Below are 26097 nucleotides of genomic sequence, written 5' to 3' on the forward strand. Positions count from 1 at the left end.
AGCAGGGGCGCCCGGGACTCACCCCGAGGTGGCGGCCCCCGCCCGCGCGGCCTCGACGAACGCGGTGATCAGGGCCGGGTTCTTCACGCCCCGGCTCGCCTCCACGCCACTGGACACGTCGACGCCCCAGGGCCGGGTGACGTCCACGGCCTCCCGTACGTTCTCCGGCGTGAGCCCCCCGGCCAGGAGCCACTTCTCCCCCGCCCCGGCGACCTGCTTCCTCGACCAGTCCCACGCGATGCCGGAGCCCGGCACCGGTGCGTCCAGGAGCAGCATGTCCTCGCCCAGCTCGCCGCAGCGCGGTACGGAGTCGCCGAAGGCGGCTGCGCGGATCAGGGTCCAGCCGCCCGTCGCGAGTTCGGCGTAGTAGTCGCGGTCCTCGGGACCGTGCAGCTGGACCGCCCCGATGCCCGACTCGGCGGCCACGGACCGGACGTACTCCAGGGGTTCACGGCGGAAGACGCCCACCGTCAGGACGCTCTCGGGCACCCTGGCGGCCAGCCGTGCGGCCAGGGCGGGCTCGATACGGCGCGGGCTGTCGGAGAAGACGAAGCCGATCGCGTCGGCGCCGGCCTCCACGGCCGTGTCGACGTCCTGCTCGGTCCTCAGGCCGCAGATCTTCACGAAGAGCGTCATGCCGCTCACCGTATCCAATCCTGATACATGAACAATGATCACATACATAACCGTTGACCCGAGCATGGCAAGCGCTTACCGTCCGAAGAATACGTGCCCCCGTCACCACACACCATGGAGACGAACGATGCGCCTGAGACCCCTCATCCCCTCCGTCGGCCTGATCGCCGGCACGCTCGTCGCACTGTCCGGCCCCACCGCGCAAGCCGCCACCACCAGGTACGAGGCCGAGACATCCCCCGCCCTCTGCACCGGAGCCGTCGAGACCGAGTACGCCGGCTACTCCGGCAGCGGATTCTGCAACGGCACCAACGCCAGCGGCGCGTACGCCCAGTTCACCGTGACCGCACCCGCATCGGGCACGGCGACCCTGAGCGTCCGCTTCGCCAACGGCACCACCACCGCCCGCCCCGCGGACATCATCGTGAACGGCACGACGGTCTCCTCGGCCTCCTTCGCGTCCACCGGCACCTGGACCGGCTGGACCACGAAGACCCTCACCGTCCCGGTGACCGCGGGCAGCAACACCGTCCGGCTGAACCCGACGAGCGCGAACGGACTGCCCAACGTCGACTACGTGGACGCCGAGACGTCCGGCACCACGACCCCGCCGTCGAGCAGCGCCCTGTACGTGTCGCCGAGCGGCACCGACGAAGCGCCCGGCACGGAGACCGCCCCGACCACGCTCACCTCGGCGATCAGCCGTATCTCGGCCGGCGGCACGATCTACCTGCGCGGAGGGACGTACGCCTACTCCTCGACGGTGACCATCCCGGCCGGGAACGACGGCACCCCGGCCGCCCGCACCACGCTCTCCGCCTACCCGGGCGAGACCCCGGTGCTCAACTTCTCAGCGCAGAGCGAGAGTTCGTCCAACCGCGGAATCCAGCTCAACGCCGACTACTGGAAGCTCTACGGCCTGGTCGTCGAGCATGCCGGTGACAACGGCATCTACGTGGGCGGCAGCAACAACATCGTCGAGCGCACGGTGACCCGCTTCAACCGGGACACCGGCCTCCAGCTCGGCCGGATCGCCTCCACCACCCCGAGCAACGCCTGGCCGGCCGACAACCTGATCCTCAGCGCCGAGTCGCACGACAACGCCGACTCCGACGGCGAGGACGCCGACGGCTTCGCCGCCAAGCTCACCACCGGCACCGGGAACGTCTTCCGGTACGCCGTCTCGCACAACAACATCGACGACGGCTGGGACCTCTACACCAAGACCGACACCGGCGCGATCGGCCCGGTGACCGTCGAGTACTCCCTGTCCTACGACAACGGCACGCTCAGCGACGGCTCCCAGGCCGGCAACGGCGACCGCAACGGCTACAAGCTCGGCGGCGACGACATCGCGGTCAACCACGTCGTCCGGCACAGCATCGCCTACGCCAACGGCAAGCACGGGTTCACCTGGAACAGCAACCCGGGCACGATGACCGTGTCGAACAACGCGTCCATCGACAACACCGAGCGCAACTTCAACTTCGACGGCGGGACCTCGGTGTTCCGCACCAACACCTCGTGCCGCTTCAGCAGCGGGACGAACGACCGGGTCATCGGCGACTCCGACAGCTCGAACCAGTTCTGGTCCGGCACCAACGGGTCCCGCTGCTCCGCGTACTCCGGCGCCCTGGGCTGGTCGTTCGCCTCGAACGGCAGCCTCGTGGTGACCTTCGGCGGCCGCCAGGTCACGCTGTAAAGGTCGCAGCGCACGGAAGGGGGCCCCGGACGCACGGTCCGGGGCCCCCTCGCCGTCCCCCTACTTGGGCGCGGCCTGCTGCACGACCTCGAAGCTCCACAGCGTCGACCCGCTCGCGGCGGGCCTGGGACGCTCGCCGCCGCCCTCGCCGCCCTGGTGGGACGCCTTCATCGACCCCTCCATCCAGGCCTGGAACGACTCCTCGTCCCGCCAGCGCGTGTAGACGAGGTAGGTGTCGGTGCCCTCGACGGGACGCAGCAGCTCGAACCACTCGAAGCCGTCCGAGCCCTCCACGCTTCCCGCCCGGGAGGCGAACCGCTTCTCCAGCGTCTCGCGCTGCTCCTCGGGGACCGTGAGTACATTGATCTTGACGATGCTCATGGCGGCCATTGTGCGCCAAGGGGCATCAACGGGACGTCAGCGGGACGCGGCCCGGGCGGGCACCTCGCCCTTCGCGTCGACGACGGCGGTCTCCATCACCGCGCTGGTGCCGTACAGGGTCTCCTTCGTGATGCCCCGGTCGGGATCGGTGACGTAGTAACGGGAGCCGAGCAGGGCCAGGGTCTCCTTGTCGAAGATCCACTCGTCGCGGGTCGCGAAGCCGGTGTCGTCGAGGGTGATGGCGATGCCGTGCCGGCCGGCCGCGTCGACGGCGTCCGGGATCTCCCGCACTCCGGGCAGTCTCGCGGCCGCCCGGTAGAAGGCGGCGGCGTTGGCGGGCGGCATGACCGTGCCGCTGATCAGGTCCCCGATCAGGGAGAAGACCGCCTGGTCCCGCGACTCGCCCTCGACCGGCCTGGCCTCCTCGCGGAGCCGGCGCAGCAGGGCGTCGGGGTCGGTGGGCAGCGAGGCCAGCCACCGGTAGGTGGGGTGGTGGAGGCCCGCCCGGATGGCGTCGGGGGACTCGATGGGGAGCATCTGGTCCGGCATGATCGCGTCCTTGCCGCTGGCCCGGATCCACCCGGTGACATGGAGCGGGCCGGGGTCCTGCGCGGTCCACCGCTCCTCGGTGTGCAGGGCGCCGAGCCGCACGGGACCGCTGAAGTCGCCCGTGTTGGAACGCTCCAGCGTCCTGACGTACACGAACTGGTCGTCCCGCACCCGGATCGCGTCGCTCGCCATGGCGGCCGTGGCGATCCGGTTCAGGGTGACGGAGGCGCCGGCGGCGGTCGCCGACGGGGTCGTCCCGGTCGCCGGGGCCCGGCCGTCCACGGAAAGGGTCACGAGCAGGGCGCCCGCCAGGGCCGCGGAGGCCAGGGGCACCAGGACGGCGGGGCGGGCGAACCGGCGCCGCGCGGGAGGCCGTCCCGGGGTCCGTACGGAAAGGTCCTGACTCCGGTCCTGATCGATCTGCTGCATCAGTACGTCCTTGAAGTGACGGTGGCGCTCCGGCGGGAGGTCCCATTCCGCGGGGGTCGTCAGCAGTTCCTCGGCCTCGCTCATCGGGTCTCCTCCCGCAGGAACAGGGCCGCGAGCGCGGCCTCACTCTCCATCTCTCCGCGGTCCGGGGGCGGTTCCGCCTCCGCGCTCAGCCGGGCGAGCCTGTCGCGGGCCCGCGACAGCCGGGACCGCACGGTCCCGACGGGCACGCCCAGGGCCTCGGCGGCCTGCTGGTAGTCGAGGCCCGCCGACACGCACAGCGCGAACACCTCACGGTCCTGCCTCTTGAGCCGGCCCAGGGCGCGGTGCACCAGCGCGAGCCGCCGTGCGTCGTCGATCCGGCCGGCGGTCTCCTCGGCGAAGTCCTCGACCGGGCGCGGCTCCGGGCTGCGCGCCAGGAACGCGAGCCGGCGCCGCAGGCCCCGGTTGGCGTTGTACGCCTTGTGCGTGGCGATGCCGAGCAGCCAGGGTTTGAGTGAGCCGCCCTCCGGCTCCACGGTCCGTCTGGTCCGCCAGGCGGCGAGAAAGGTCTCGGACATGGCCTCCTCGGCCTCCGCCCAGTTGCCGGTCAGCCGCAGGGCGTGGTTGTAGACCGCCCGCGCGTACCGGTCGTACAGCTCGCCGAAGGCCGCCCGGTCCCCGGCCCGTATCCGCGCCCGCTCCGGTTCCGCCGCTTCTGTTTCCCTCACACCCGTAACGCTCCGCACCCCGGTCCCGGGTTCCTGTGTCCTGCACCACACGCCACGGCGGACGAGGGCGACGCAGCGCGTCCCGCCCGGCGGACCGCCTACGCTGCGCGCCATGGAACAGCGCGAGGTCATGCAGAACGTCGTCGGTATCCTCACCGAGGCTCTGGAGATGCGGCGGCAGGTCCGCGAGCACCCCGACCAGCAGGTCTCCCTGACGGGGGCCGTCTCCGCGCTGCTCGTGGAGACCCTCCCACAGATCCACCTCCCCGCGGACGCCAGTGGCCAGGCCGCGGCGGACGCCGTGGTCGAGGAGCTGGGGCCCGCCATCGCGAGCATCGCCCACTGCTTCGCGTTCGCCTTCGTGCAGCTGGCCGAGGCCCACGACACGGGCCGCACCGACAGCTCCGCGGAGGTGCTGCGGCGCATCTCGCTCCAGTTCGCGGGCGGCGCGCAGAAGTAATCGCGCGTCCCGTCGAGATTCCCGCGGCGAAACGACATCCGGTCGGCCCCGGACGACGAACAGCACCAGGGGACGCACCGAAACGGGCTCCCGGGGCGACGAGGGAGGCGCCGGGAGCCCGTTTCCTGTGCGATGGAGGCCGGGTGGGTGCCGGTCACCGCCGGGGCAGGCCCAGCCGGCCCCGGGTCGCGGCCAGCAGGATCAGGGCCGCCGCCGTCGTGCTGAGGACCAGGGCGTGCGTGAGGTCGCCGTCGGACAGCGAGGGGAACATGTCCGACCAGGCGAGGGAGAAGAAGTTGTTGACGCCGGTGTGCAGCAGCATGACCAGCGGCATGCTCTCGCCGGACCGGTTGAACACCCACGTCATCACGCAGCTGAACGTGATCGTCATCGCGAGGAACTCCACCGGCACGGTCCACGTCACGTGCGGTCCGCCGCCCCACTCCGTCAGGAACAGCGGCAGGTGCCAGCAGCCCCACAGCGCGCCGACGAGGAGGGTCGCGGTCAGGGGGCCGTAGCGGCGCTGCATCCGCGGCATCGCGAACTCCCGCCAGCCGGGCTCCTCCGCGAGACCGGTGGTGATCATCTGGATGAGCAGTCCGGGGAGGTACGCGGCGAGGATCGCCGCGGAGGGCAGTGCGGGTCCGCGGCCGGCCAGCGCGACCGAGGCGAGGGTCAGCACGGCCGGCACCGCGAGCAGCACGGCCAGGTACCAGCGCCCGCTCACCCTGAACTTGGTCATCCGGGTCCGCCAGGTCCGCAGGCCCGCGCGGCCCTCCGTGATCGCGGTGACCAGCAGGGCCGAGGCGATCGGGCCGAGGTAGGCGCCGGGCAGGACGCCGGAGAGCTGGCTGCCCGCGCGGCCGCCGGGGAAGGTGAAGTGCCAGACGCCGAGGCCGTTCCCGGACAGGACGTACGGCGTCCAGGCGGCCCAGCTCAACGCGAAGGCCAGGGTGAAGAACCAGGTCAGGGGGTTGCGGCGGATGCTGCCGCGCAGGCCGCGATCCTCTCGCGCAACCGGTCGGGTCTCGATGCTGACGGGGGCTTGGACGCTCACCGCGGGTCCCTTCCGAGGGGGCTGATGTGATGCGTCCAGCACACCAGCGCCAGGTCCGCGGATCATTGCCGTACAGGGCCCAAGTCCGGTGCAGCAGGCTGTACTAGGACCGTCGCCGGGCGTCCTCCAGGTAGTGGAGTACGGCCGCCACACGCCGGTCGACCTGGTCCGTCGGCGCCAGGTCGAGCTTCGCGAAGATGCTCCGGATGTGCTTGTGCACGGCCCCGTCGGTCACGAACAGCCTCTCCGCGATGGCGCTGTTGCCGAGCCCCTCGGCCATCAGGGCGAGTACGTCCTTCTCCCGCGGGCTGAGCCGCTCAAGGCGCACGTCCTGGTGGGACCGCGTGAACAGCTGGGCGACGACCTCGGGGTCGATGGCGGTGCCGCCGGTGGCCACCCGGCGCAGTGCGTCGAGGAACTCCTCGACCCGGCCGACCCGTTCCTTGAGCAGATAGCCAAGGCCGCCGACCCCGCCGGTCAGCAGCTCGGTCGCGAAGCTCTGCTCGACGTAGGCGGACAGCACGAGGACGGCGAGGTCCGGGTTGCGCCGCCGGGCCTCGACGGCCGCGCGGACCCCCTCGTCGGTGTGGGTGGGGGGCATCCGTACGTCGAGGATGGCCACGTCGGGCTTGTGCGCGTCGATGGCGTCGAGCGCCCCCTCGGCGGTGTCGGCCGTGCCGACCACGTCCAGTCCCTCGGCGCGCAGCAGCAGCGCGAGCCCCTCCCGCAGCAGGGGGTCGTCCTCGGCGATCACGATCCGCATGGCAGGTCACTCTCCAGGGTCACGGGGCCGCCCGACGGTCTCGCCGGGCGGCGAACGTCCTCGCCTCGCGGCCGGCAGGTCCGACGTCTGTCACACACCGCACGGCAGGTCCACCTCCACCACCGTCGGGCCGCCCGGCGGGCTCGTCAGGCGGAGGGTGCCGTCGTGGGCGGCGACGCGGCGGCGGATGCCGGTGAGGCCGGAGCCGGTGTGCTCGTCGGCGCCGCCCCGGCCGTCGTCCGTGACGCGCAGCAGGAGCCGGGGTCCGGGGGCGCGGACGGTGATCGTGGCCCGGGACGCCCCGCTGTGCTTGGCGATGTTGGTGAGCGCCTCGGCGACGACGAAGTACGCGGTCGCCTCGACGGACGCGGCGCATCGCCGGGGCATCTCCACGTCGACCGCGCACGGCACCGCGCTCTCGGCCGCGAGCCCGGTCAGGGCCCCCGCGAGACCCCGGTCCGCGAGCACCGGCGGGAGGATGCTGCGGGAGACCGTGCGCAGCTCCGCCAGCGCCTGTTCGGCCGCGGACTGGGCCCGCTCCAGGAGTTCGTCGGCGCCGGCCGGGTCGCGGGCGACCATGCGGCGGGCGGCCCCGAGCAGCACGGTCACCGTGACGATCCTGTTCTGGGTGCCGTCGTGCAACGAGCGCTCGATGCGCCGCAGTTCGGTGGCGTGGGCGTCCAGCGCGGCGGCCCGGGTCGCGGTCAGCTCGGCGACGCGCAGGGAGAGGTCGGCGTCGGGGCCGGCCGACAGGAGGCGGCGCCCCGGGTTCGCCTGGAGTCGGGCCAGGCCGGGAGTGAGCCCCAGGATGATGGCGATCCAGCCCACGCCGAGCAGGCACACCGCGAGGGCGTCCGGCCAGGAGTGCGCGACGCCGATCCCGATGGACGTGGCGGTCGCGTCCTTCGGGGCGAGCCGCCAGTACAGCGGGAACGCGGCATCCCGCAGGGCGAGCACCGGCAGGACGAAGCCGAGCAGGCCCAGCGGCAGGCCCACGGCCAGATGCCGGACCAGCCACAGCAGTTCGCGCCGGGTCGTGGGGTCGCCGAGGGCGGCCCGCAGCCGCACCGGCGGCGGCGCGGGCGCGACGACCTCGGGGCCCCAGCGGGCGAGCCGGACCCGTTCCATGCCGGCCAGGGCGTGCAGCACGCGCACCCCGCCGGGCGCCAGCACCAGCCACAGCAGCACGAACGGCGTCAGGATCGCCGTACCGAGTCCGGAGACCAGCTGGCCGAGCGCGGCGGCCGCGGTCGTCGCGGTCCCCACGGCAAGGCCCTTGACGTCGGCGGTGGCCATGCGAACCCTCCTCGGGCCGGAGGACACCGACCCTAGGCGGCGGGCGGGTCCACGGACAGGCCGGGAGGCGGAAAGTACAGCCTGCTGTACCCCGGAGCGGGCGGAGTGCTGGATCGCCGGACGCGGGCCGCGGCTCGTAGCGTCGTGGTCACCGAAGAGACCCCACAGCCCCTTGGAGTACCCCGTGAACCTGCTGCTCTGGCCCCTGCTCGTCCTCAGTGTGCTCGGCAACGCGGTGGCGTCCTTCACCCCGGCCGACACCGCCGTCCACCTGGCCTTCGGCACGGTCACCGCGCTGACGGCCACCGCTCTTGCCGTACGACGTCTGCGGACCGGCCCCTGAGGAAGCCCTGGACGCCTGGGGGAACGCCTACTTGAGGCCGATCGCCGCGCAGTCCGCCGCGTACTCGGCGGTGCAGATCTGCTTCACGGTGTAGACGTCGTCCTTGATCACCGTCTGCTTGATGTTGTCCCGGGTCAGGGCGACCACCGGCACCAGCAGCGACGGGATGTCCTTCTGGGTGGGGCTGTCGAGCTTGTCGCGGATCAGCGCGTCGAACTGGAGGCCGCGGCCCTGGATCTTGTAGACCGCGATCTGCGCCGCGTTGGTCGCCTCCAGCAGGAACGACTTGTACACGGTCATGTACTGCTCGCCCGACACGACCCGCTGCACCGCGGCGAGGCTCGCGTCCTGCCCGGTCACCGGCGGGATCTTGGTGGCCCCCGCCGCCTTGAGCTCGTCGATGACCGCGCCCGCCATGTCGTCGTTGGCCGAGTACACGGCGGCGATGCTGTTCAGCCCGACGGAGGCGATCGCCGCCTTCATGTTGGCCTTGGCGACCGACGGCAGCCACTCCCGGGTGTCGTACTGCTTGGCGATGACGACCTTGCCGTTGAGCTCGTTCACCGCGCCCTTCTTGAAGAGCGCGGTGTTGGGGTCGGCGGGCGAGCCGTTCATCATCACGATCTTGCTGGTCTCGGCCTTGTCGCCGAGCGCCTCGACGATGGCCCGGCCCTGCACCTCGCCGACGAGCTCGTTGTCGTGCGAGACGTAGGCGTCGATCGGGCCCTGGGCGAGCCGGTCGTAGGCGATGACGGGGATGCCCGCGTCCTTCGCCTTCCGGACGGCCGGCCCGATCGCCTTGGCGTCGACCGCGTCCACCAGGATCACGTCCACCTTGTCGGCGACCATCTGCAGGAACTGCCGGCTCTGCTTCTTCGCGCTGGCCTCGGCGTTGGCGTAACTGACCTTGCCCTTGCCGTGGGTGAGGGTCGCCACCTCCTTCTTGATGAGGGGGTAGTCGAACCGGTCGAAGCGGCTGGTGCTCCGGTCGGGCAGCAGCAGACCCAGCGTGATGTCGTTGCCCTTCTTGGGGCTCACCGCGGTGTTGGTGCTGCCCACCCCGCAGGAGGTGAGCAGAAGGGCCGACACGCAGACGGCCATGACTGGGGGGATGGGACGCATGGCGATCCTGGGGGTGGGGGGCTGTCACGTAGGCGCAACAGTAAGTGCCCTCAATCCCGATCAAACGCCCTGACCGTTTCCTTCAAGGGATCACCACCCGGCGTCCGCAACTGGGCCTCGATGTGCACACGTTGTATGTCGGTCAGGGCACGGACCATGAGGATCGCGGCCACGGCGGCACCGACCACGGCGAGGTCGGCGACCAGCAGCGTGGTCACCCCGTGGTAGGCGCGGGCGATGACGTCGTCGGTGTCACCGTCGTACATCAGCCCCACCCCGGTGACCATGCCGGCCAGCCACAGCGCCCACCACACGTTCACCACGACGGGCAGTTTCCGGCCCGGGGCGCTCCTTTCGTGGATGTCGGCGACGATGCCGCGCGGGATCCAGAGGTTGGCGACCGGCACGAACCAGGAGACGTAGACCCAGATGCCGACATGGCGCGGGGGCCGGCCGGACAGGGCCCGCGCGTTGTCCCGCATCCGCCCCAGCCAGCCGATGAACAGGGCCGCGCACAGCAGGGTGAGGATGCTTCCCGCGGTGCTGACCAGGTGGTACGAGTCCTCCAGGGAGTTCAGCGGCCGATGCCGGCCTTCGCCCTGGTCGGGCGGCCCCGAGGCGGGCTCCCCCGCCAGGGCCAGCCGGATGTGCCACACGGCCCGCACCGCCCAGGCGGCCCCGGCGAGCCCGAGTCCGGTGACGGCGAGCCGGGCGGAGCCGCGCACGCCGTACAGCGCGTCCCGGCCTGCGTTCTCACTCACGGGGTCCCCCTTCGAAGGATCGGTTCACCCCGTCATCGTCGCGAACCCCGCGATCGGTTCACGCGGACCCGGTGGTACCCGCAAGTTCGCCCGCCGACCGGTCACTTGTGGCCGACGCGGCACCTCCCGCCCCGGTTACGTTTTGCTCAACCCCTGGTTGCGGGGCGATGAGCGGGCGACGATGGGCACATGACTCTGGCCGAGCGTGCCCTGGAGCGTCTGGAAGCGTGGTCCGACCTCAGCACGGGCCTGCCCAGTTGCGGAGCGGGCCTGGCGCTGCGCTCCGTCCACAGCGAGATCGTGCACTTCCACCCGGGGCGGGACGTGGATCTGCACCTCACCGAAGCGGCCATCCGCCGGTTCCACGACGACCTCCAGGAGTCGACCGCGGTGCGGCTGCTGCCGGGCTCCCGCTGGGTCACCGTCCACCTCGACTGCGAGACCGACGTGGACCTGCTGATGAGCCTGGTCAGCATGGCGCTCAAGGCCCATCAGACGGGCCCCCGCGCCGCCGGTCCGGCCGCCTGCAACTTCCACCGGGTCACGGTGGTCCCCCGGAACATCACTTTCGCTCCGGTCCGGTGATATTCGCGCCGATCCGGTGACAATCGGCGATAATCGGACCATGAGTACGGCGACGTTTGTCCTGGCGGCCTCGTCGAGCGAAGTACTCAACGTGATTGCCGCCTTCGCCGGCGGGCTGTTCATCGCCGGCGCGCTGGTATGGGCCGTGCAGTTCGGCATGCGGGTCCAGGACCGGGAGCTTCCACGGCCGCTCAGCGACGAGCAGCCGCACCTCCCGGAGACCGGACCGATCCGCGAGATCCGTGAGATGCGGGAGCCGGACGAACTGCCGGCCCCCGCGGAGGGGCAGGAACGGCTCATGCCGTACCAGCTCCGTCACGCGGGAAGCAGACGAGGAAAGGACCAGCACCGCAAACGCTGGCTGCCCGGTTCCAGCGGCGGCTTCGGCAGCGGCGGCATCGGGCACGTGTGACCGGGCCCCGCAGGGTCAGGCCCGCGCCTGACCCTGCGGCCGGTACACCGCGAGGGCCCAGATCACGAAGAAGTCGATGCCGATCATGATGACCGACCACACCGGCGCGTAGGGCAGGAAGAGGAACTGCGCGAGCATGCTCAGCGAGGCCAGGAAGATGCCCGTCATCCGGGCCCAGGCGGCACCTCTGAGGATGAACGCGCCGGTGACGGCCGCGAGGGCGCCCAGGCAGAGCAGGATCACCCCCCAGCCGGTGTGGTTGATCTTGTAGACGTAGTCGCCGACACGGGCCCAGACGTCGTCGTCCGCGAGCAGGGAGATGCCCTGGAGGATCGCGAGGACGCCGTTCATCAGCATCAGCACACCGGCGAAGACGACCCCGCCGGCGGCCCACGCGGCCTCGGTCGGCGTGGGTCCGGGCCCCGGGGCCGGCGTCGGAGCGGCAGTCGTGCCGGCGGACGACTGCGGGGCGTGCGGTTGCTGCGTCATGGCTGTGACCCGCCTTTCCTGGTCGATGTGCTTCGACCATCCGGCGCGGCGGGCCCGGCCACCACGGGAGTGGGCCGTACGGGTGACACCAGGGGTGCGGCCGCAGCGCGCCGGACCTTCACTGGAGGGACCTGCACCCGGGAGGCGAGATGACCCGCTGGACGACGGCCGCGCTGCTGACGGCCCTGGCCCTCACCGGCCTGACCGCCTGCTCCGACGACGACAGCCCCTCGTCGGTGGCGAGCAAGGTCGCGTCGGCCGCCTCCCGCGCCGGGGACGCGGTGGCGTCGGCGACGGCGGAGGCGGGCCGACGGTTCGACGACATCAAGAACGGCGTCGACGCCAGGGACGACGTACGGATCGGTACGCCCGCGACCGCCTCCGACGGCCGTACGACCGTCGCGGTCACCGCCACCAACAGGGCGGCCTCGGCGAAGTCCTTCGCCGTCCAGGTCGACTTCACCGACGGGACGGGCAAACTGCTGGACACGGTGGTGGTGACGGTGCCGGACGTCCCGGCGGGCGGCACCGGGAAGGGCACCGCCCGCAGTACGCACCACCTGTCGGGGGACGTACGGACGAAGGTGTCCCGGGCGGTGCGCTACTGACGCGTCCACCGGCCCGCGCGACCGGCGGGGGTCAGGCCATCCAGAAGAAGACGGCCGTCATCCGCTTCTCCTCCAGCGTGCGGCCGGTGTAACCGGTCGCACTGTGCACCAGGTTGGCGTTGTAGAGGAGCAGCCGGTTGTACTTGTGCGGCACCCGGACGTCCTCCTCGAAGGCGTCGGGCGCGACGAACCGGGTGCCGAGGGCCTCGACGAGGTTGGTGTGCGGGGCCTGCACGACGTTGCCGCCGAGCCGGCCGCCGGGCAGGGACTGCCGGTAGAAGCTGGTGCCGCAGTCCTTGGGGACGCCGGGATTCAGATACAGCACGGCGGCGTACCGGCACAGTGCCCGGGAGTCGGTGTGCGGCCGGGGTTCGCTCTCGCCCTCGCCCACGACCTGGACGCAGTTGTGGTTGAGGGTGCCCCCGCCGGGCGCCTGCTGCACCCACAGCTTCCCGGCCCCGGTCGCCTTGCGCGCCAGCCGCTCCACGCTCGCGAGTTCGGCGGGTTCGAGTCCGGGCATGGCCCGCAGCCCCGGCCAGGTCTCCGAGGTGTACGGATGCCCCCGTACCCAGTCGTCCTTGCCGAGGCAGCGTTCCCGTACGGCGTCGACGTCCGGGAGCACGTCGTCGAGCACCCAGTAGTCACGGCCCTTGGTGGGCTTTCGGTACGGAAGGACGGGCAGGGGCCGCTGCGACCGCTGTGGCATGGACATGCAGCGAATCTAGGTCCGGGACCCGTCAGGTCTCTCCCGCGATTTCCCCCGGACTTCCCCGGGAACCGGTCAACGGACGGTCAACGCGCCGCCCGTCTGTGACTCCTGTCATCCCAGGCAGAGCTGATGAACACTCACGCCCCCGCGTCCGTACTCCTGTGCGTCCGACCCGCCTCGTGGCGGGCACCCTACCGGGCAGGAGGCACGGTGCCACTCTCGCGCAACGCGATGGGAACGCTGTTCGTCGGCGGAGCCCTCACATTGACCCTGGGCGCACTCGCGTACCCGTCCATGCTGGGTGTGAGCCAGGCGTCCACCGCACAGGACAGAATCATCGCGCAGACGCAGTGGGGCCCGCTGACCGAGCAGGACCGTGACTTCGTCGTCAAGGTGCGCGCGGCGGGCCTGTGGGAGTACCCGCTGGGCCAGGTCGCCCAGCAGAAGGGGACGACCCCGGAGGTGAAGGAGGCCGGGCGCCACCTCATCGACGGACACGCGGCCCTGGACGCCGCCTGCCGCAAGATCGCCCCGATGCTGAACATCACCATCCCGAACGTGGCGAGCCCGCAGCAGGTCGGCTTCGTGAACACGATCGAGTCCAGCAGCGGTCAGCAGTTCGACACGAACTTCGCCAACATTCTGCGCGTGACGCACGGCTCGATCTTCAACGCGATCTCGAAGATCCGCTCCACCACCAAGAACTCCCTGGTGCGCTCGCTGGCCGACATGGCCAACGACACGGTGCTGGACCACATGACGGTCATGGAGAAGACCGGCTTCGTCAACTTCGACCAGGCCCTGTTCATGCAGACCACTCCGCCGAAGCTGCCCAGCAGCGACCTGACCCCGCCGGCGCCGCAGCCCGGCGCACAGATGGTCGTGCTCACCCCGCCGCCGAACCCGACATCGACACCGCTCGCGGTCCCGGGCGAGAACGCGAACGGCGCCACCCCGGCCACGGGCGCGAGCCCGACGCCGACGATCGGATAGCCCTAGCCCAGCCAGGCCGTCGTGTCCGGTCCCAGCAGCCCGTCCTCCAACGGGCTGCTGCTCAGCAGCACCTCCCCGGCGGGCAGTGACACCGCGGTCCCCGACAGGTTGGCGACACACCGCCAGCCCTCGTGGCGGACGAAGTCCAGCACCCCGGCCGGCCCGGTGTCCGTCCAGGTGAGCTCCTCGCCCTGGAGGAGCTTGCGGCGCAGGCGCAGGGCGGTGCGGTACAGCTCCAGCGTGGAGCCCTCGACACCGTCCTGGGCCTCGACGGCGTACTCGGCGAACCACTGCGGCTGCGGCAGCCAGGCACCGCCCGCGCCGAAGCCGTACGACGGACCGCTCCGCGTCCACGGCAGCGGCACCCGGCACCCGTCGCGCCCCTTGCGGACCCGGCCCGTCTGCTCCCAGATCGGGTCCTGGAGCACCTCGACGGGCAGGTCGGCGACCTCGGGCAGCCCGAGTTCCTCGCCCTGGTAGACGTACGACGATCCCGGCAGCGCGAGCATGAGGAGCGTGGCCGCGCGGGCGCGCCGCAGGCCCTGGGAGAGGTCGATCCCGGGCGCGTGGCCGCCGGACAGCAGCCAGGCGTTCTCGTCGGTGCCCGGCGGGAGCACGAGGCGCGAGGCGTGCCGTACGACGTCGTGGTTGGAGAGCACCCAGGTGGCCGAGGCGTGGGCCGCGCGTGCGGTGGCGAGGGAGTCGGCGATGACCTGGCGCAGTTCGTCGGCATCCCAGGGCGTCTGGAGGTACTCGAAGTTGAAGGCCTGGCCGAGTTCGTCCGCGCGGGCGTACAGCGCGCGGCGCGGACCCGGGACCCAGGCCTCGGCGACGGCCGTACGCGGTGGCGTGTAGGAGTCCAGGATGGTGCGCCAGTCGCGGTAGATCTCGTGGACCTCGTCGCGGTCCCAGTAGGGGTGGCCGCCCGGCTCCAGGTGGCCCAGGGCCTCCTCCGCGACGCCGGGCAGGTCGCCGAGGTCGCGCAGCGGCTCGGTCAGGTCCTTGGCCAGCGCGTGCGCCACGTCCACCCGGAAGCCGTCGACCCCGCGGTCGGACCAGAAGCGCAGGGTGGTGCGGAAGTCCTCACGGACCTCGTCGTGGGACCAGTTGAGGTCGGGCTGCTCGGGGGCGAACAGATGCAGGTACCACTGCCCGTCGGGGACCCGCCGCCAGGCGCTGCCGCCGAAGACGGACTGCCAGTCGGTGGGTGGGAGTTCTCCGTGCGCTCCCCGGCCGTCACGGAAGACGTACCGTGCGCGTGCCGCGGACCCGGGCCCGGCCGCGAGGGCCTCCTGGAACCAGACATGCTGGTGGGAGGTGTGGTTCGGGACGAGATCGACGATCACTTTCAGGCCGAGCCGGTGGGCCTCGGCGACCATGGCGTCGAAGTCGTCGAGGGTGCCCAGGCGCGGGTCGACATTCCGGTAGTCGGCCACGTCGTAGCCGCCGTCGGCGAGTTCGGAGGGGTAGAACGGGCTCAGCCACAGGGCGTCGGCACCGAGGGCGGCCAGGTGCGTGAGGCGCTCGGTGACGCCCCTGATGTCCCCGAGACCGTCACCGTCGGCGTCGGCGAAGCTGCGGGGGTAGACCTGGTAGACGACGGCCTGCCGCCACCAGTCCGGATCGTTGCTGGAAAGGTCGGGCGAGGGGTCGGGCGTGGTGGTGCGGGCGGTCACGCGGGCTCCTCTGCAAGGCGGGTGCGGTAATGCGGCCCATCAAGGCGACAAAGGGGATATCTGTCCACGTCGATGGAAAAGTGAACCTGGGTTTTGCGGAGTGAATCATTCCCGGTGTGTCGAAATTGTGATGGGCGTCGAACCGCCCCCGTATCACCGCAGGTTGACAGCATTCCGCAAGGAGATCCACGATGTGTGAACACCGTGGCCCGTGTGACCAATGGGCCCAGTGTTTCTGATGCTTGCTGTAACCACTCACTCTCATCCTGACGGGATACGTATGTCCATAGCGAGACGTGTCACCATGCGGCGCCTGTTGGGGACGGGCGCCGCGACGCTCGCCTTCTCCGCTGCCCTCGCCTCCGTCGCCGCCGCCTCCGACTGCCCCGGTGGCAAGGGCTGGGACAACGGCGGAAGCTACAAGCCGGGTACGGGCGCCGGCTCGAAGACCGAGACCGACCGCTGCGAGTTCTCCCTCGACGGCAAGAACTTCTTCGCCTCGGTCAAGGTCGACGACCTGAACCTGAAGCCGACCGACGACGGCAAGGTGCACGTCAAGGTCCGCGCGGCGGGCGACGCGTCCACCTGCACCGCCTCTCTCGCGTCCTACCGCGCGCACGGCCCGACGTTCGCCACCTCCGGCGAGCAGGTCTTCCACGACTTCGACACCGTGACCGTCAAGGCCGGCTCCGTCGACTCCCTCGACATCTCGATCCCGGACGTCGGCTGCTACGCGCAGATCGACCTCTACCGGGGCAACACGAAGTTCGACGGCCGGCTCGACGCCAAGGACGGCCTTCCGCACGGCGACCTCCCCAAGGGCCCGGACCACCCGGTCATCAAGGACAAGCTGATCGCGGCCTGGAACGGCGGCACGAAGGACTGCACGACCACGCAGACCACGCCTCCGGCGACCCCGCCGGCCTCGGAGACCACTCCGCCGGCCTCGGAGTCGACCCCGCCGGCCTCCGAGTCCACGCCGCCGGCGTCCGAGAGCACGCCCCCGGCCTCCGAGACCCCGGGCACCGACAGCCCGACCCCGTCCGCCTCGGAGTCCACCGCGACTCCGGGCGCCCCCACCCCGAACGGTGGCGGCGGTGACAACCTCGCCGAGACCGGCGCCAGCAGCAACACCCCGCTGATCGCGGGCGGTGCGGCGGTGCTGCTCGCGGGTGGCGCGGGCATCGTGCTCGCCACGCGTCGCCGCAAGGCTTCGCGCGCCTGATCCTCTCGCCTGACCCTTTCCGAGGGGCCGTCCCACCGTTCGCGGTGCGGGCGGCCCTTCTCGGTTCAGTGCGGGGTGGGCCGGTAGACGAGCTCCTGGATGTTCCCGTCGAGCGTCCGGCTCTCCAGCAGCTCCAGATCGAAGTCCTCCGCGCCCCGGAAGACCGGGTCAAGCCCGGTCCGGCCGGTGATGACAGGAAAAACCGTCACCTGCACACGGTCGACCAGGCCGGCGGCCATCAGGGCCCGGTTCATCGCCAGACTGCCGTGCGAGCGCAACGGCACCTCGGACTCCTTCTTGAGCCGGGCCACGACCTCGACGGCGTCCCCGCTCACGAGGGTCGCGTCGGGCCAGTCGAGGGGGCCCTCCAGCGTCTTCGACACCACCGTCGCCGGCAGGTTTTTCATCCGGGTGACCCAGGGGTCCCGCACGTCGTCCCCCTCACTGCTCTCGGCCAGCATCCGCGCGAAGGCCCGGAAGGTGGTGGCCCCGAAGACCATCCGCTGCTCCGCGCCGTACAGGGCGAGGCGGTGGTCGAGCAGCTCGGGGCCCTGCTTGCCCCAGTAGCCGCCCCAGTCGCCGCCGGCGGCGCCGTAGCCGTCGAGGCTGGAGAAGACGTCGAAGGTGTAGGTGGCGGTCATGTCGTCCTCCTTGAGTTCCGTTGCCCCATAGACCCCGCAGGGATGCGAAACTCATCGCCACGCGGAGTCCGGGGAGAGGGGTCCAGTGGCCGTCCGCCCGTCACCGGGACGACCGCGGGGCCCGCTCGGCGAGGGCGTGGTGCGTCCCTCATGGACGGTCTGAGCCCGCGGGGTGTCATCCGGGCACGACCTCGGTGCGTCGGCGGTCGTCGGCGGACCGGCGGCCAGGTATCAAGCAGGGTTGACGTCTTCGGTAAACAGCCGTCGCGGCGCCTGTGGGAGCGTCACACTGTGAACACGCCACGGGGGGTGCTCATGAGCGCGATGGAGCCGACGAACGGATCGGGCGAATACCTGGCGCCGACTGCCGAGTTGGCCGTCGGACTCCGCCTGCTCCCGCAGGACGGTGACGACCCGGAGACGACGGAACGGCTGACCCGTGCCCTGCGCCGGGAGCTGGGAGAACTCCGCGGCACCCACGTGCGCCCCGCGCCGACCGGCCCGCCCCCGCCCGGCGCGAAGGGCGACGCCGTTACCGTCGGAGCGATGGTCGTGGCCCTCAGTGCGTCCGGCGGGGTCCTCACGGCGCTGATCGAAACCCTGCGCGACTGGCTGGGCAGGCGCGGCGTACGCGACCGCGTCGTGGTCAGCATCGGTGACGACAACCTGGAACTCGAACACGCCACCGACGCCGAACGGGCCGCCCTCGTCCAGGAGTTCATCCGCCGCCACAGCGGGTCCGACCCGTCATGAGCCGCCGTCTCGCACTGCTGGTCGCCACGTACGAACACGACGATCCGGGGCTCAGCCGCCTGACCGCTCCCGCCCACGACGCCGAGGCGCTCGCCGAGGTCCTGCGGGACCCGGCCGTCGCCGGTTTCGACGTCACCCTCCTCGTCAACGAACCGCACTACCGGGTCGGCGAGGCGGTCGGTGATCTCTTCGACGGCAAGCGCAGCGACGATCTCGTCCTGCTGTACTTCACCGGCCACGGCCTCAAGGACGAGGACGGCCGGCTGTATCTGGCGATGCGCAACACCCGACGCGGCAGCCTGCTGTTCACCTCGCTGCCCGCCGAACAGGTCGACCAGGCCATGGCCGGCAGCGACTCGCGGCGCCAGGTCCTGATCCTGGACTGCTGCTACAGCGGAGCGTTCCCGGCCGGGCGCCTCGCCAAGTCCGACCCAGGGGTGCACGCACTCGAACGCTTCCAGGGCCGGGGCCGCACGGTCCTGACCGCGTCCGACGCCATGCAGTACTCCTACGAGGGCGACCGGCTCAGCGGCTCCGCCGTCCAGTCGGTGTTCACCCGCCACCTGGTCACCGGTCTGCGCGAGGGAGCAGCCGACCTGGACGGCGACGGCGACATCACCCTCGACGAGCTGTACCGCTACGTGCACGACCGCGTGGTCGACGAGATGCCGCAGCAGCGGCCCAAGCGGCAGGACGACGTCGAGGGCCGTATCGTCATCGCCCGCAACGCCCACTGGACCCTCCCCGTCCACCTCCGCAACGCCCTGGACAGCCCTGTCCCCGACGACCGGTTGTCCGCCCTGGACGGCCTCGCCCATCTGCGCCGCGTCGGCAACGAGACCGTGCGGGCGAAGGTGGAGGAACAGATCGAACGGCTGGTGGGCGACGACAGCCGGAAGGTGTCGTCGGCGGCGGGTGAACTGCTGGGGCGGGAGGCGGCGGCTGCCCCGGAGACCAGGGAGGTCGACGAGCAGGCCCCCGAGCAGCCTTCGGTGAGCACGCCACAGGCGCCCCGGAGGCATGTCCCAGGCGCGCGTCCCGGCCCCGAACAACCTTCTGCGCCAAGCCTGTTGAGAGAGACGCTGCTGGCAGGTGCCCGCACCGGAGCGCGACGGATCAGGACAGCCGCGTACGCCTTCGGTCTGCGGGGCGTCGCCGGTGTGCTGGCGGCACTCGCCTCGGCGCTGATGACCCGCGGGCTGCTGGCCGATGCCACGGCCCCTTCGCCGTTCGGCGCGGATGTGCGGAACGGCATCGGGTGGTACGTCGCCGGCACGGCCGCGGTCGCCCTGGTCGCTGCCGTCCTCCTGGCCGTGCCGAAGCTGCGGGGGCCGGCCGGGCCGGGCCTGCTGCTGGGAGCGACGGCCGCGTCCGTATGGGGCCTCGTGTACTTCGCCGGGGAGACCACCCTCTACAAAGGGTCCCGGGAAGACTTCGCCCGGCTCGAACTCACCGGTTACGCGGCGCTCTTGGTGAGCGCGGTCGTCGCCGCGTCCGGACTCGTTCGCGCCCGGGAGACCACCTTCGGTCTTCGTCCGCCACGGGACCTCCGGAGCCGGGTGCTGCTGGGCGCGGTGTGCGGAGTCGCCCTGCTCGGCGCTCTGACGCCCGCACTGCTGCTGCACCAGATCGCCGGACTACGCCAGATCGATCCGAGCCCGCAGCTCGCTGACTGGTACCACGCCTTCTTCGTCACCGGCGTGACGGCGGCGGTCGTCCCGCTCTGTGCGGCAGCCGTCGCACCCCGCCGACTCACCCACGCCCTCCTGCTCGGCTGGGCGGCGGTCACGCTCGCGCTGACGACGTCCACGTACGTGTGGTTCCTCGGCATCGGTGAACCCCTGCGCAACGTCGTGGCGGCCGGTGCCGCACCGACGGCTCTGGTCATCCTCACCACCGCCCTGGCGCGCTGGACCAGAACCGTCGAGGGCCCGCCGCCGCGGCCCCGGTGGCGGGCGCTGGTGGCGGGCCTCGTGCTCCTGCCCACCCTGTCCGTCGGCGGTGGGTTCCTCGAGGCCCGCACCGCGGACCGCACCGCGGTGACCCCGTTGGATGTCGCGTACGCCAAGGGCGGCAAGAGCCTGTACGTCACCTCGGAGACGTACTGGGCGGCCGTCAAGGACCGCGACCACTGGCCGGGGTGGATCAGCGTCGTCGACGCGGTCAGCGGCCGGACGATCCAGGGCCCTGTCGCACTCGACTCGCCGGCGTCGGACGTGGCGTGGAGCAATGACAGCCCTTCCCTGTACCTCGTACAACCCAGGAACCGCACCGTCACGGTGTTCGCCACGCCGGAGATGGAACCGGTCGGCACACCCCTGCACCTGGGCGGCACACCGGTCAGGATCGAGGTCTCCTCGGACCACCGCGCCTGGGTGTTCGCAAGGATCCGGACGAGTCCGCGTCGATCGACACCCGTACCGACGAAGTCGCCGGGCGCCGCATCCCCCTGGGCAAGGACTGGACCGATGCCACGGTGAGCCGCGACGGCCGCCGCCTCTACGTGGGGCGGGGCACGTCGGTCTCGGTGATCGACCCGCACACCGGCAAGGCGATCGGCGCCCCGGTCGAACTCGGTGGCACACCTGCCGCTCTCACCGCGGACCCGGCGGATGACGTACGCCTCTACGCGCTCGTGGAGACCGGTGATCCCGCACAGAACAACGAAGGCGCGGTCGTCGTGGCCCTGGACACGAAGAGTGGCCTGGTGCGGGGCATGGCCGACGTGCCGTCCGCCTTCCAGCACCGGATGATCGTGAGCCATGACGGCCGGCGTCTCTACGTCATCCACAACCACTTCGACGGCGGCAGTGTCTCCGTCGTGGACACCAGAACGATGGGCGCGCTGGCGAAGCCGATCGACCTGGGGCAGCCACCTCTGTCGATCGCGATCTCTCCCGCCGGCGACCGGGTGTGGCTCACGTTGTTCCGGGGCATCGCCGACTTCCGGACCGCCGCCCCGCACTCCCTCTCGCACTTCGCCGTGAAAACCCCCTGAGAGACCCGCAGGGGCATGGCGGGATGGCCCATAAAATCGAACACATGATTGAATCCAGTCATGCGATCGTTCCCCGCCGACCTCGCCCGGACGCAGCAGGAATGGAGCGCCATCTACCGGCAGCTCGCCGAGCGCCCCGGCCGCACGGAGCTGCGCCGACGCCTGCACCGGCTGTCGGCCCAGCTGTTCTTCCACCCCTACTGGCAGCAACGGCGCCCCCGCCCGGCGGAGTGGTGGGAGCTCCGTGATCTGGGGCGCCGCGGCGACGACGTGCGCGAACGGTCGCACTCATGACGGACCGAAGTGCGGGACCGTACGTCCCGGACGATCCTGAGGACATGTCCGGACCGATCCGCGTGATCGTGCACCCCCCGTCCCCCACCGGCGGCCGCCGCGTCCGCGTGGACGGCGAGATCCTCGGCCTGGCCCACAACCTGACCGACGTCGCGGAGTTCCTCCGCCGGGCGGGGCTGGAGATCGACGCGGCGGAGGTGGCGCAGTCGCCGTGGATCGAGTGGAAGGGGGGTGGGCCGGAGCGGTGGGGGCCGGAGACGAACGGCTGACGTACGTAGAGCGACACGGCGTCACGCCCAGGGGCCGGCTCTGCCGCGGAGAAGGCCGAAAGGCGCCCGTGCATGCGCGCGCCCCTCGCCCGGTAGGCGGGCTGCGTGACCCGGCTCCTCCTCCGGGACGGCGACGGGCACGGGCGGGAAAGGCATCTCCCCGGTCCCGCGTGGGTCGCCGGGCGGCGTCCCGAGACCCGGCCGATCCACCGCCCGACCTGCTCCGGATCACGCGGAGACACCCACGAGCCGACCTCGTCGTACGGCGGACTGGTGCACGCGGTGGCCTCCCGGGCGACCATCCGATGCTGCTCCGGCACCGCACGGCCGCGGCCGTCGTCGCCTCGGGAGTGCTACGGCGCCGGGGACTTCCCCGTGCTCCGACCGCGGGCCCCCGCGAGCTCCGCCGCGAACTGCGCTCCCGTCAGCAGTGCCAGGTTCGACAGCCACAGCCAGACGAGGAAGACGACGACGCCGGCGAGCGAGCCGTAGAGCCGGCTATAGGCACCGAGTGTCGAGGCGTACGCGGAGAAGGCCGCGGAGACCGCCAGCCACAGGCCCGCGGCCAGCGCCCCGCCGGGCAGGCTGTGTCCGCGCCGCCGCGCCGGCGCAGGGCCGGTACGGAAGACGACCACGACCAGGAGCGCCACCAGGCACAGCAGCACGGGCCAGCGCAGCAGGCTCCACGCCCAGGCGGCGGTGGAGTCCACTCCCACGGCCCGGCCGGCGGCCTGTGCGAGCGGGCCGGTCAGCAGCAGGGTGAGCGAGCCGACCAGCAACAGCCCGAGCAGCGCCAGCGCGGTGAGCACCAAACGGGGCGCCTTGCGCCAGGGCGACCGCCGGTCCTCCACCCGGTGCATACGGTGCAGGGAGCGGCGGAAGACGGCGAGGTAACTGGACGCCGACCACAGGGCGCTGGCCGCACCGGCCGCCAGCAGGGGCCAGGCGGTGCGGCCGCCGCCCAGCGCGCGGGCCAGGACGGCGTGCAGGTCGGTACCGGACTGGGCGGGGGCGTACGCGGTGACGTGCCGGACGAACTCCTCCGCCGTGTCCGGGCTGATCATGCCGAACGCCAGGACGGTGGCCAGCATCGCGGGCAGCACCGCGAGGATCGCGTAGTACGTCAGCGCCGCCGCGTCGTCCGAGAGGTCGTCGTTCCACAACGACACCGGCGTGCGCCGCAGCGCGGGCCACCAGGCGGCGGGCGGCCGCGGCAGACGGCGGGGCCGGCGGGCGTCGTCGACGCAGGGCTCAGCGGACATACGGCATGCGGTCCGACGCGGCGCTCAGGCGGACCCGGGCGCATACCTCGTGGGGCGCCACCGTCTGTTCGGCCTCCGCGGTGAGGAACCAGTACGCGGCGAGCCACGAGCCCGTGAGGAGGCGCAGGAGCCCCACGACGCCGAGGGCGGCCCGGTTGACGGTGCCACGGGGGCGCGACATCACGCTCCACCTCCTGCGGTACGACGGTGTTCCCGTACGGATGCCCGCTCCACGGCGCCGCAGGCGGGCTCGATGTCCGGGGCCGGTTCCGCGACGGGCCCGAGGACGCCACGGGGAGTGGTGTCCTCGGGTACGTTGCCGCAGACCACCTTGGCGGAGTCGTTGACGGCGTACGACTCGCCGGAGCCGGAGGTGGTCACCTTCGACTTCTCCAGGGTGTCGGCGCGAACACGGTGATGTCCTGGGCGTTGTCGAGGCTGTCGACCAGCCCGGCCTTCTTCACCGCCGCCACCAGCGGGGACAGGGCCGGGTTGTTGGACGCGGCCCTGTCCACCGGGTCCAGGGCCATGCCGTCGAAGAGCACCAAAATCCTTCGCCCCGACCTCCACCCCTCCCCTACGCTCATCCCATGCAGAGCGCCCGAGCCATCCCGTCGATCACGACGACGCCGGAGCAGGTCCCGGCGCGCTGACCGCTGACGCAGTCCGAAGCCCCGGGGCGAGTGCCCCGGGGCTTCGTCGTTCCCGCCGGTTCCTCGCCCCCCACCGCGAGGGAGAACCGCATGAACCCCGTGCACGACCACCGCCGACTCGGCCGTGAACTCGATCTGTTCGACACCGATCCGCTGATGGGCGCGGGGCTGCCGTACTGGCTGCCCGACGGGGCCGTCGTACGGCATGTCCTGGAGGAGTACGTCAGGGCGGCCGAGCGGGCCGCCGGGTACCGGCACGTGTACTCGCCCGTGCTCGGGAAGCGGGAGCTGTACGAGATCTCCGGGCACTGGTCGCACTACGGCGACGACATGTTCCCGCCGATGCGGCTCGGCGGCGAGGAGGTCGTGCTGCGGCCCAGCCTGTGCCCGCATCACGCCCTCATCTACCGGTCCCGTTCCCACAGCTACCGCGAACTCCCGCTCCGTATCGCCGAGTTGGGCGGCATGTACCGCTCCGAACTCTCCGGCGTCCTCGGCGGCCTCACCCGCGTCCGCGCCATCCAGCTCAACGACGCCCACATCTTCTGCACCCCGGAACAGGCCGTGGCGGAAGCCCGCGACGCCCTCGCCCTCATCCGGCGCGCCTACGACGACCTCGGCATCCGGGCGTCCAGGTACCGTCTGTCCCTCCCGGGAGACTCCGGCAAGTACATCGCGGACCCCGCGCTCTGGCGCCGCGCCAACGCCCTCCTCGAAGAGGTCCTGGACGGCGTCGAGTACGAGTCAGTCGAGGGCGAGGCCGCCTTCTACGGTCCCAAGATCGACGTGCAGATCACCGACCCCGCCGGCCGGGAGTCCACCCTCTCCACCGTCCAGATCGACTTCCACCAGCCCGAACGCTTCGACCTCCACTACATCGGCCCCGACGGCGACAAACACCGCCCGGTGATGGTCCATCGCAGCATCATCGGCAGCGTGGAACGGGCGGTCGCGCATCTCGTCGAGACCCACGGCGGCGCCTTCCCGGTGTGGCTCGCTCCCGTGCAGCTCGTGGTCCTGCCGGTGGGCAACGCGCAGGAGGAGCGGGCCCTCGACGTCGTACGGCGGGCCGAGGCGCGCGGCATCCGGGCCGAATTCTCCGGCCCCGGCCACGGCACCCTCGGCGCCCGCGTCCGCGCCGCACGCCTCGTGCCCTACCAGGCGGTGATCGGCGAGCGGGAGGCCGACGCCGACAGTGCGGCCGTACGACTGCGGGACGGCCGCAGGCCAGGAGCCGTGCCGGTCGACGAGCTGCTGGACCGGATCGGCGCCCGGGACGGTGATCGCGGGGCCGAACTCTGGGCGGCTGCGTAAGGTCGGTCCCGTACGCCAGTGACGAAAGGATCCCCGCCGTGACCGGTCAGCCCATCCCGGTGATCATCGACTGCGACACCGGTGTCGACGACGCCCTGGCCCTGTTGTTCGCCGTACGGCATCCGGGCATCGACCTGCGCGCGGTCACCTGTGTCGCCGGGAACACCGACGTCGACGGCGTCGTCCGCAACACGCTGACCGTCCTGGAGCAGGCCGGGGCCGGGGACATCCCGGTCGCCCGGGGTGCCGCGCGGCCGCTGATCGAGCCCGTGCGCACCGCGCAGCACGTGCACGGCCTCGACGGCATGGGCGACCTGGGGCTGCCCGCGCCGACCCGGGTGGCGGTGGACGTGGACGCGGTGACCCTGCTCAGACGGGAGATCCTGGCCTCGCCCCGACCGGTCACGCTGATCCCGACCGCGCCGCTCACCAACATCGCGCTGCTCCTTCGTACGCATCCCGAAGTGGTGCGGAACATCGAGCGGATCGTCTTCATGGGCGGCGCGGTGGCGACCGGGAACGCCACGCCGGTCGCGGAGTTCAACGTCTGGCACGACCCGGAGGCGGCCGCCGTCCTGCTCACGGCAGGGGTGCCGATCACGATGTACGGCCTGGACGTGTTCGAGCGGGTCGTCGTCCCTGCCGCCGACGTCCAACGGCTGCGGGACAGTTCGGAGCCCAGCCTGCGCATGGCCGGCGAACTCCTCGCCCACCGCGACCCCGCCACCTCCGGCGACCCCACCCCCACGGGCGGCCTCGGCGACGCGGGCGCGGTCTGCGCGGTCGTCGACCCGGACGGACTGACCACCGAGCTGCTGCCGGTGGAGGTGAGCCTGGCCCCGGGCCCGACCCGCGGCCAGACCGTCGTCGACCGCCGCCGCCGGCCCGGCGAGTCCGAGATCCACGAGGGCGAGCGTGAAGTGACCCTCGTGGACGTGGGGTTGGGCGTCGACGTGGAGCGGTACGTGAAGCTGTGGCTGACGGCGGTGGAGGGGGTCTAGCGCCGG

General features: G+C 71.7%; 30 protein-coding genes and 1 pseudogene. 15 read left to right on the top strand and 16 right to left on the bottom strand.

The window, feature by feature from the left end:
- Window positions 1-18 precede the first annotated feature (18 nt).
- Window positions 19-636: a phosphoribosylanthranilate isomerase gene (locus H293_RS0118485; RefSeq protein WP_028807966.1), complete on the bottom strand. Its 618-nt coding sequence runs from the start codon at window positions 634-636 to the stop codon at window positions 19-21.
- Between the two features lie 127 nt (window positions 637-763).
- Between H293_RS0118485 and H293_RS0118490 the strand changes: the two genes are divergently transcribed.
- On the top strand, window positions 764-2338 hold the full coding sequence (locus tag H293_RS0118490) for a carbohydrate-binding protein (RefSeq protein ID WP_020119352.1): 1575 nt from the start codon (window positions 764-766) through the stop codon (window positions 2336-2338).
- A gap of 60 nt (window positions 2339-2398) precedes the next feature.
- On the opposite strand, the gene H293_RS0118495 is transcribed toward H293_RS0118490, so the two are convergent.
- The 3 genes from H293_RS0118495 to H293_RS0118505 are packed head-to-tail and all read right to left on the bottom strand — an operon-like array spanning window position 2399 to window position 4407.
- The gene (locus H293_RS0118495; RefSeq protein ID WP_028807968.1) at window positions 2399-2719 is read right to left on the bottom strand and encodes an antibiotic biosynthesis monooxygenase family protein; all 321 of its coding nucleotides are present in this window, start codon (window positions 2717-2719) and stop codon (window positions 2399-2401) included.
- A gap of 36 nt (window positions 2720-2755) precedes the next feature.
- On the bottom strand, window positions 2756-3781 hold the full coding sequence (locus H293_RS0118500; protein WP_020119354.1) for a CU044_5270 family protein: 1026 nt from the start codon (window positions 3779-3781) through the stop codon (window positions 2756-2758).
- Entirely contained in the window at window positions 3778-4407 is a 630-nt protein-coding gene (locus tag H293_RS0118505) for an RNA polymerase sigma factor (protein ID WP_020119355.1), read from the bottom strand. Before H293_RS0118505 ends, H293_RS0118500 begins: the two co-directional genes overlap by 4 nt.
- Before the next feature lie 112 nt (window positions 4408-4519).
- Here H293_RS0118505 and H293_RS0118510 point away from each other — a divergent pair, with 112 nt between their 5' ends.
- A complete protein-coding gene (locus H293_RS0118510; RefSeq protein ID WP_020119356.1) occupies window positions 4520-4867 on the top strand; it encodes a hypothetical protein in 348 nt (115 codons plus the stop codon).
- Window positions 4868-5021: 154 nt separating this feature from the next.
- On the opposite strand, the gene H293_RS0118515 is transcribed toward H293_RS0118510, so the two are convergent.
- From H293_RS0118515 to H293_RS0118525, 3 genes are all read right to left on the bottom strand, one after another.
- Window positions 5022-5924: a CPBP family intramembrane glutamic endopeptidase gene (locus H293_RS0118515; RefSeq protein WP_020119357.1), complete on the bottom strand. Its 903-nt coding sequence runs from the start codon at window positions 5922-5924 to the stop codon at window positions 5022-5024.
- Between the two features lie 103 nt (window positions 5925-6027).
- Entirely contained in the window at window positions 6028-6687 is a 660-nt protein-coding gene (locus H293_RS0118520) for a response regulator transcription factor (protein WP_020119358.1), read from the bottom strand.
- 90 nt (window positions 6688-6777) lie between these two features.
- Window positions 6778-7983, bottom strand: coding sequence for a sensor histidine kinase (locus H293_RS0118525; protein WP_020119359.1), 1206 nt, complete (start codon window positions 7981-7983; stop codon window positions 6778-6780).
- A gap of 184 nt (window positions 7984-8167) precedes the next feature.
- Here H293_RS0118525 and H293_RS59200 point away from each other — a divergent pair, with 184 nt between their 5' ends.
- A complete protein-coding gene (locus tag H293_RS59200) occupies window positions 8168-8326 on the top strand; it encodes a hypothetical protein (RefSeq protein WP_020119360.1) in 159 nt (52 codons plus the stop codon).
- 27 nt (window positions 8327-8353) lie between these two features.
- Here the strand turns inward: H293_RS59200 and H293_RS0118535 are convergent, their stop codons facing one another.
- Window positions 8354-9448 (bottom strand): sugar ABC transporter substrate-binding protein, encoded by a 1095-nt coding sequence (locus H293_RS0118535; RefSeq protein ID WP_028807970.1) that lies wholly within the window; start codon window positions 9446-9448, stop codon window positions 8354-8356.
- Between the two features lie 50 nt (window positions 9449-9498).
- On the bottom strand, window positions 9499-10209 hold the full coding sequence (locus tag H293_RS0118540; protein WP_020119362.1) for a DUF4328 domain-containing protein: 711 nt from the start codon (window positions 10207-10209) through the stop codon (window positions 9499-9501).
- Between the two features lie 189 nt (window positions 10210-10398).
- Between H293_RS0118540 and H293_RS0118545 the strand changes: the two genes are divergently transcribed.
- Complete coding sequence (locus tag H293_RS0118545; RefSeq protein WP_020119363.1) at window positions 10399-10794, top strand: luciferase domain-containing protein; 396 nt, start codon at window positions 10399-10401, stop codon at window positions 10792-10794.
- A 40-nt stretch (window positions 10795-10834) separates the two neighbouring features.
- Window positions 10835-11206, top strand: coding sequence for a DUF6479 family protein (locus H293_RS0118550; protein ID WP_020119364.1), 372 nt, complete (start codon window positions 10835-10837; stop codon window positions 11204-11206).
- 15 nt (window positions 11207-11221) lie between these two features.
- Here the strand turns inward: H293_RS0118550 and H293_RS0118555 are convergent, their stop codons facing one another.
- Complete coding sequence (locus H293_RS0118555) at window positions 11222-11695, bottom strand: DUF7144 family membrane protein (protein WP_020119365.1); 474 nt, start codon at window positions 11693-11695, stop codon at window positions 11222-11224.
- Window positions 11696-11844: 149 nt separating this feature from the next.
- Between H293_RS0118555 and H293_RS0118560 the strand changes: the two genes are divergently transcribed.
- On the top strand, window positions 11845-12303 hold the full coding sequence (locus tag H293_RS0118560; protein WP_020119366.1) for a hypothetical protein: 459 nt from the start codon (window positions 11845-11847) through the stop codon (window positions 12301-12303).
- A 31-nt stretch (window positions 12304-12334) separates the two neighbouring features.
- Here H293_RS0118560 and H293_RS0118565 read toward each other — a convergent pair whose 3' ends face one another.
- On the bottom strand, window positions 12335-13015 hold the full coding sequence (locus H293_RS0118565; protein WP_020119367.1) for a DUF6445 family protein: 681 nt from the start codon (window positions 13013-13015) through the stop codon (window positions 12335-12337).
- 228 nt (window positions 13016-13243) lie between these two features.
- Here H293_RS0118565 and H293_RS0118570 point away from each other — a divergent pair, with 228 nt between their 5' ends.
- Complete coding sequence (locus H293_RS0118570) at window positions 13244-14005, top strand: DUF4142 domain-containing protein (RefSeq protein WP_020119368.1); 762 nt, start codon at window positions 13244-13246, stop codon at window positions 14003-14005.
- A gap of 2 nt (window positions 14006-14007) precedes the next feature.
- Here the strand turns inward: H293_RS0118570 and H293_RS0118575 are convergent, their stop codons facing one another.
- Window positions 14008-15681: a glycoside hydrolase family 13 protein gene (locus H293_RS0118575; protein ID WP_020119369.1), complete on the bottom strand. Its 1674-nt coding sequence runs from the start codon at window positions 15679-15681 to the stop codon at window positions 14008-14010.
- A gap of 280 nt (window positions 15682-15961) precedes the next feature.
- On the opposite strand from H293_RS0118575, the gene H293_RS0118580 reads away from it, so the two are divergent.
- Window positions 15962-16906, top strand: a complete 945-nt coding sequence (locus tag H293_RS0118580; RefSeq protein WP_028807972.1) for an LAETG motif-containing sortase-dependent surface protein — start codon at window positions 15962-15964, stop codon at window positions 16904-16906.
- Window positions 16907-16971: 65 nt separating this feature from the next.
- Here H293_RS0118580 and H293_RS0118585 read toward each other — a convergent pair whose 3' ends face one another.
- Window positions 16972-17547, bottom strand: a complete 576-nt coding sequence (locus H293_RS0118585) for a dihydrofolate reductase family protein (protein WP_020119371.1) — start codon at window positions 17545-17547, stop codon at window positions 16972-16974.
- A 315-nt stretch (window positions 17548-17862) separates the two neighbouring features.
- Here H293_RS0118585 and H293_RS0118590 point away from each other — a divergent pair, with 315 nt between their 5' ends.
- From H293_RS0118590 to H293_RS0118615, 5 genes are read left to right on the top strand one after another with little or no spacing between them, the layout of a single operon-like run.
- On the top strand, window positions 17863-18300 hold the full coding sequence (locus H293_RS0118590; RefSeq protein WP_199790172.1) for an effector-associated constant component EACC1: 438 nt from the start codon (window positions 17863-17865) through the stop codon (window positions 18298-18300).
- On the top strand, window positions 18297-20780 hold the full coding sequence (locus H293_RS0118600; protein WP_020119373.1) for a caspase family protein: 2484 nt from the start codon (window positions 18297-18299) through the stop codon (window positions 20778-20780). The genes H293_RS0118590 and H293_RS0118600 overlap by 4 nt, the downstream gene beginning before the upstream one ends.
- On the top strand, window positions 20777-21298 hold the full coding sequence (locus H293_RS0118605) for a YncE family protein (RefSeq protein ID WP_020119374.1): 522 nt from the start codon (window positions 20777-20779) through the stop codon (window positions 21296-21298). Before H293_RS0118600 ends, H293_RS0118605 begins: the two co-directional genes overlap by 4 nt.
- 60 nt (window positions 21299-21358) lie before the next feature.
- On the top strand, window positions 21359-21592 hold the full coding sequence (locus H293_RS0118610; protein ID WP_020119375.1) for a hypothetical protein: 234 nt from the start codon (window positions 21359-21361) through the stop codon (window positions 21590-21592).
- A 44-nt stretch (window positions 21593-21636) separates the two neighbouring features.
- Entirely contained in the window at window positions 21637-21861 is a 225-nt protein-coding gene (locus H293_RS0118615) for a hypothetical protein (RefSeq protein WP_028807976.1), read from the top strand.
- A gap of 353 nt (window positions 21862-22214) precedes the next feature.
- On the opposite strand, the gene H293_RS0118620 is transcribed toward H293_RS0118615, so the two are convergent.
- The 3 genes and pseudogenes from H293_RS0118620 to H293_RS54930 form a co-directional block, all read right to left on the bottom strand.
- Entirely contained in the window at window positions 22215-23123 is a 909-nt protein-coding gene (locus H293_RS0118620; RefSeq protein ID WP_020119377.1) for a YihY/virulence factor BrkB family protein, read from the bottom strand.
- Complete coding sequence (locus tag H293_RS0118625; RefSeq protein WP_020119378.1) at window positions 23113-23304, bottom strand: hypothetical protein; 192 nt, start codon at window positions 23302-23304, stop codon at window positions 23113-23115. The genes H293_RS0118620 and H293_RS0118625 overlap by 11 nt, the downstream gene beginning before the upstream one ends.
- A gap of 131 nt (window positions 23305-23435) precedes the next feature.
- Window positions 23436-23662, bottom strand: a pseudogene (locus H293_RS54930) (fasciclin domain-containing protein); the annotation flags it as partial.
- 204 nt (window positions 23663-23866) lie between these two features.
- Between H293_RS54930 and thrS the strand changes: the two are divergent.
- Together thrS and H293_RS0118645 are read left to right on the top strand one after the other, a co-directional pair.
- The gene (gene thrS / locus H293_RS0118640; RefSeq protein ID WP_020119379.1) at window positions 23867-25090 is read left to right on the top strand and encodes a threonine--tRNA ligase; all 1224 of its coding nucleotides are present in this window, start codon (window positions 23867-23869) and stop codon (window positions 25088-25090) included.
- Window positions 25091-25128: 38 nt separating this feature from the next.
- Complete coding sequence (locus tag H293_RS0118645) at window positions 25129-26091, top strand: nucleoside hydrolase (protein ID WP_020119380.1); 963 nt, start codon at window positions 25129-25131, stop codon at window positions 26089-26091.
- Window positions 26092-26097 lie beyond the last annotated feature (6 nt).

The sequence above is a fragment of the Streptomyces canus 299MFChir4.1 genome (assembly GCF_000383615.1).
GTDB classification, from domain to species: domain Bacteria; phylum Actinomycetota; class Actinomycetes; order Streptomycetales; family Streptomycetaceae; genus Streptomyces; species Streptomyces canus_C.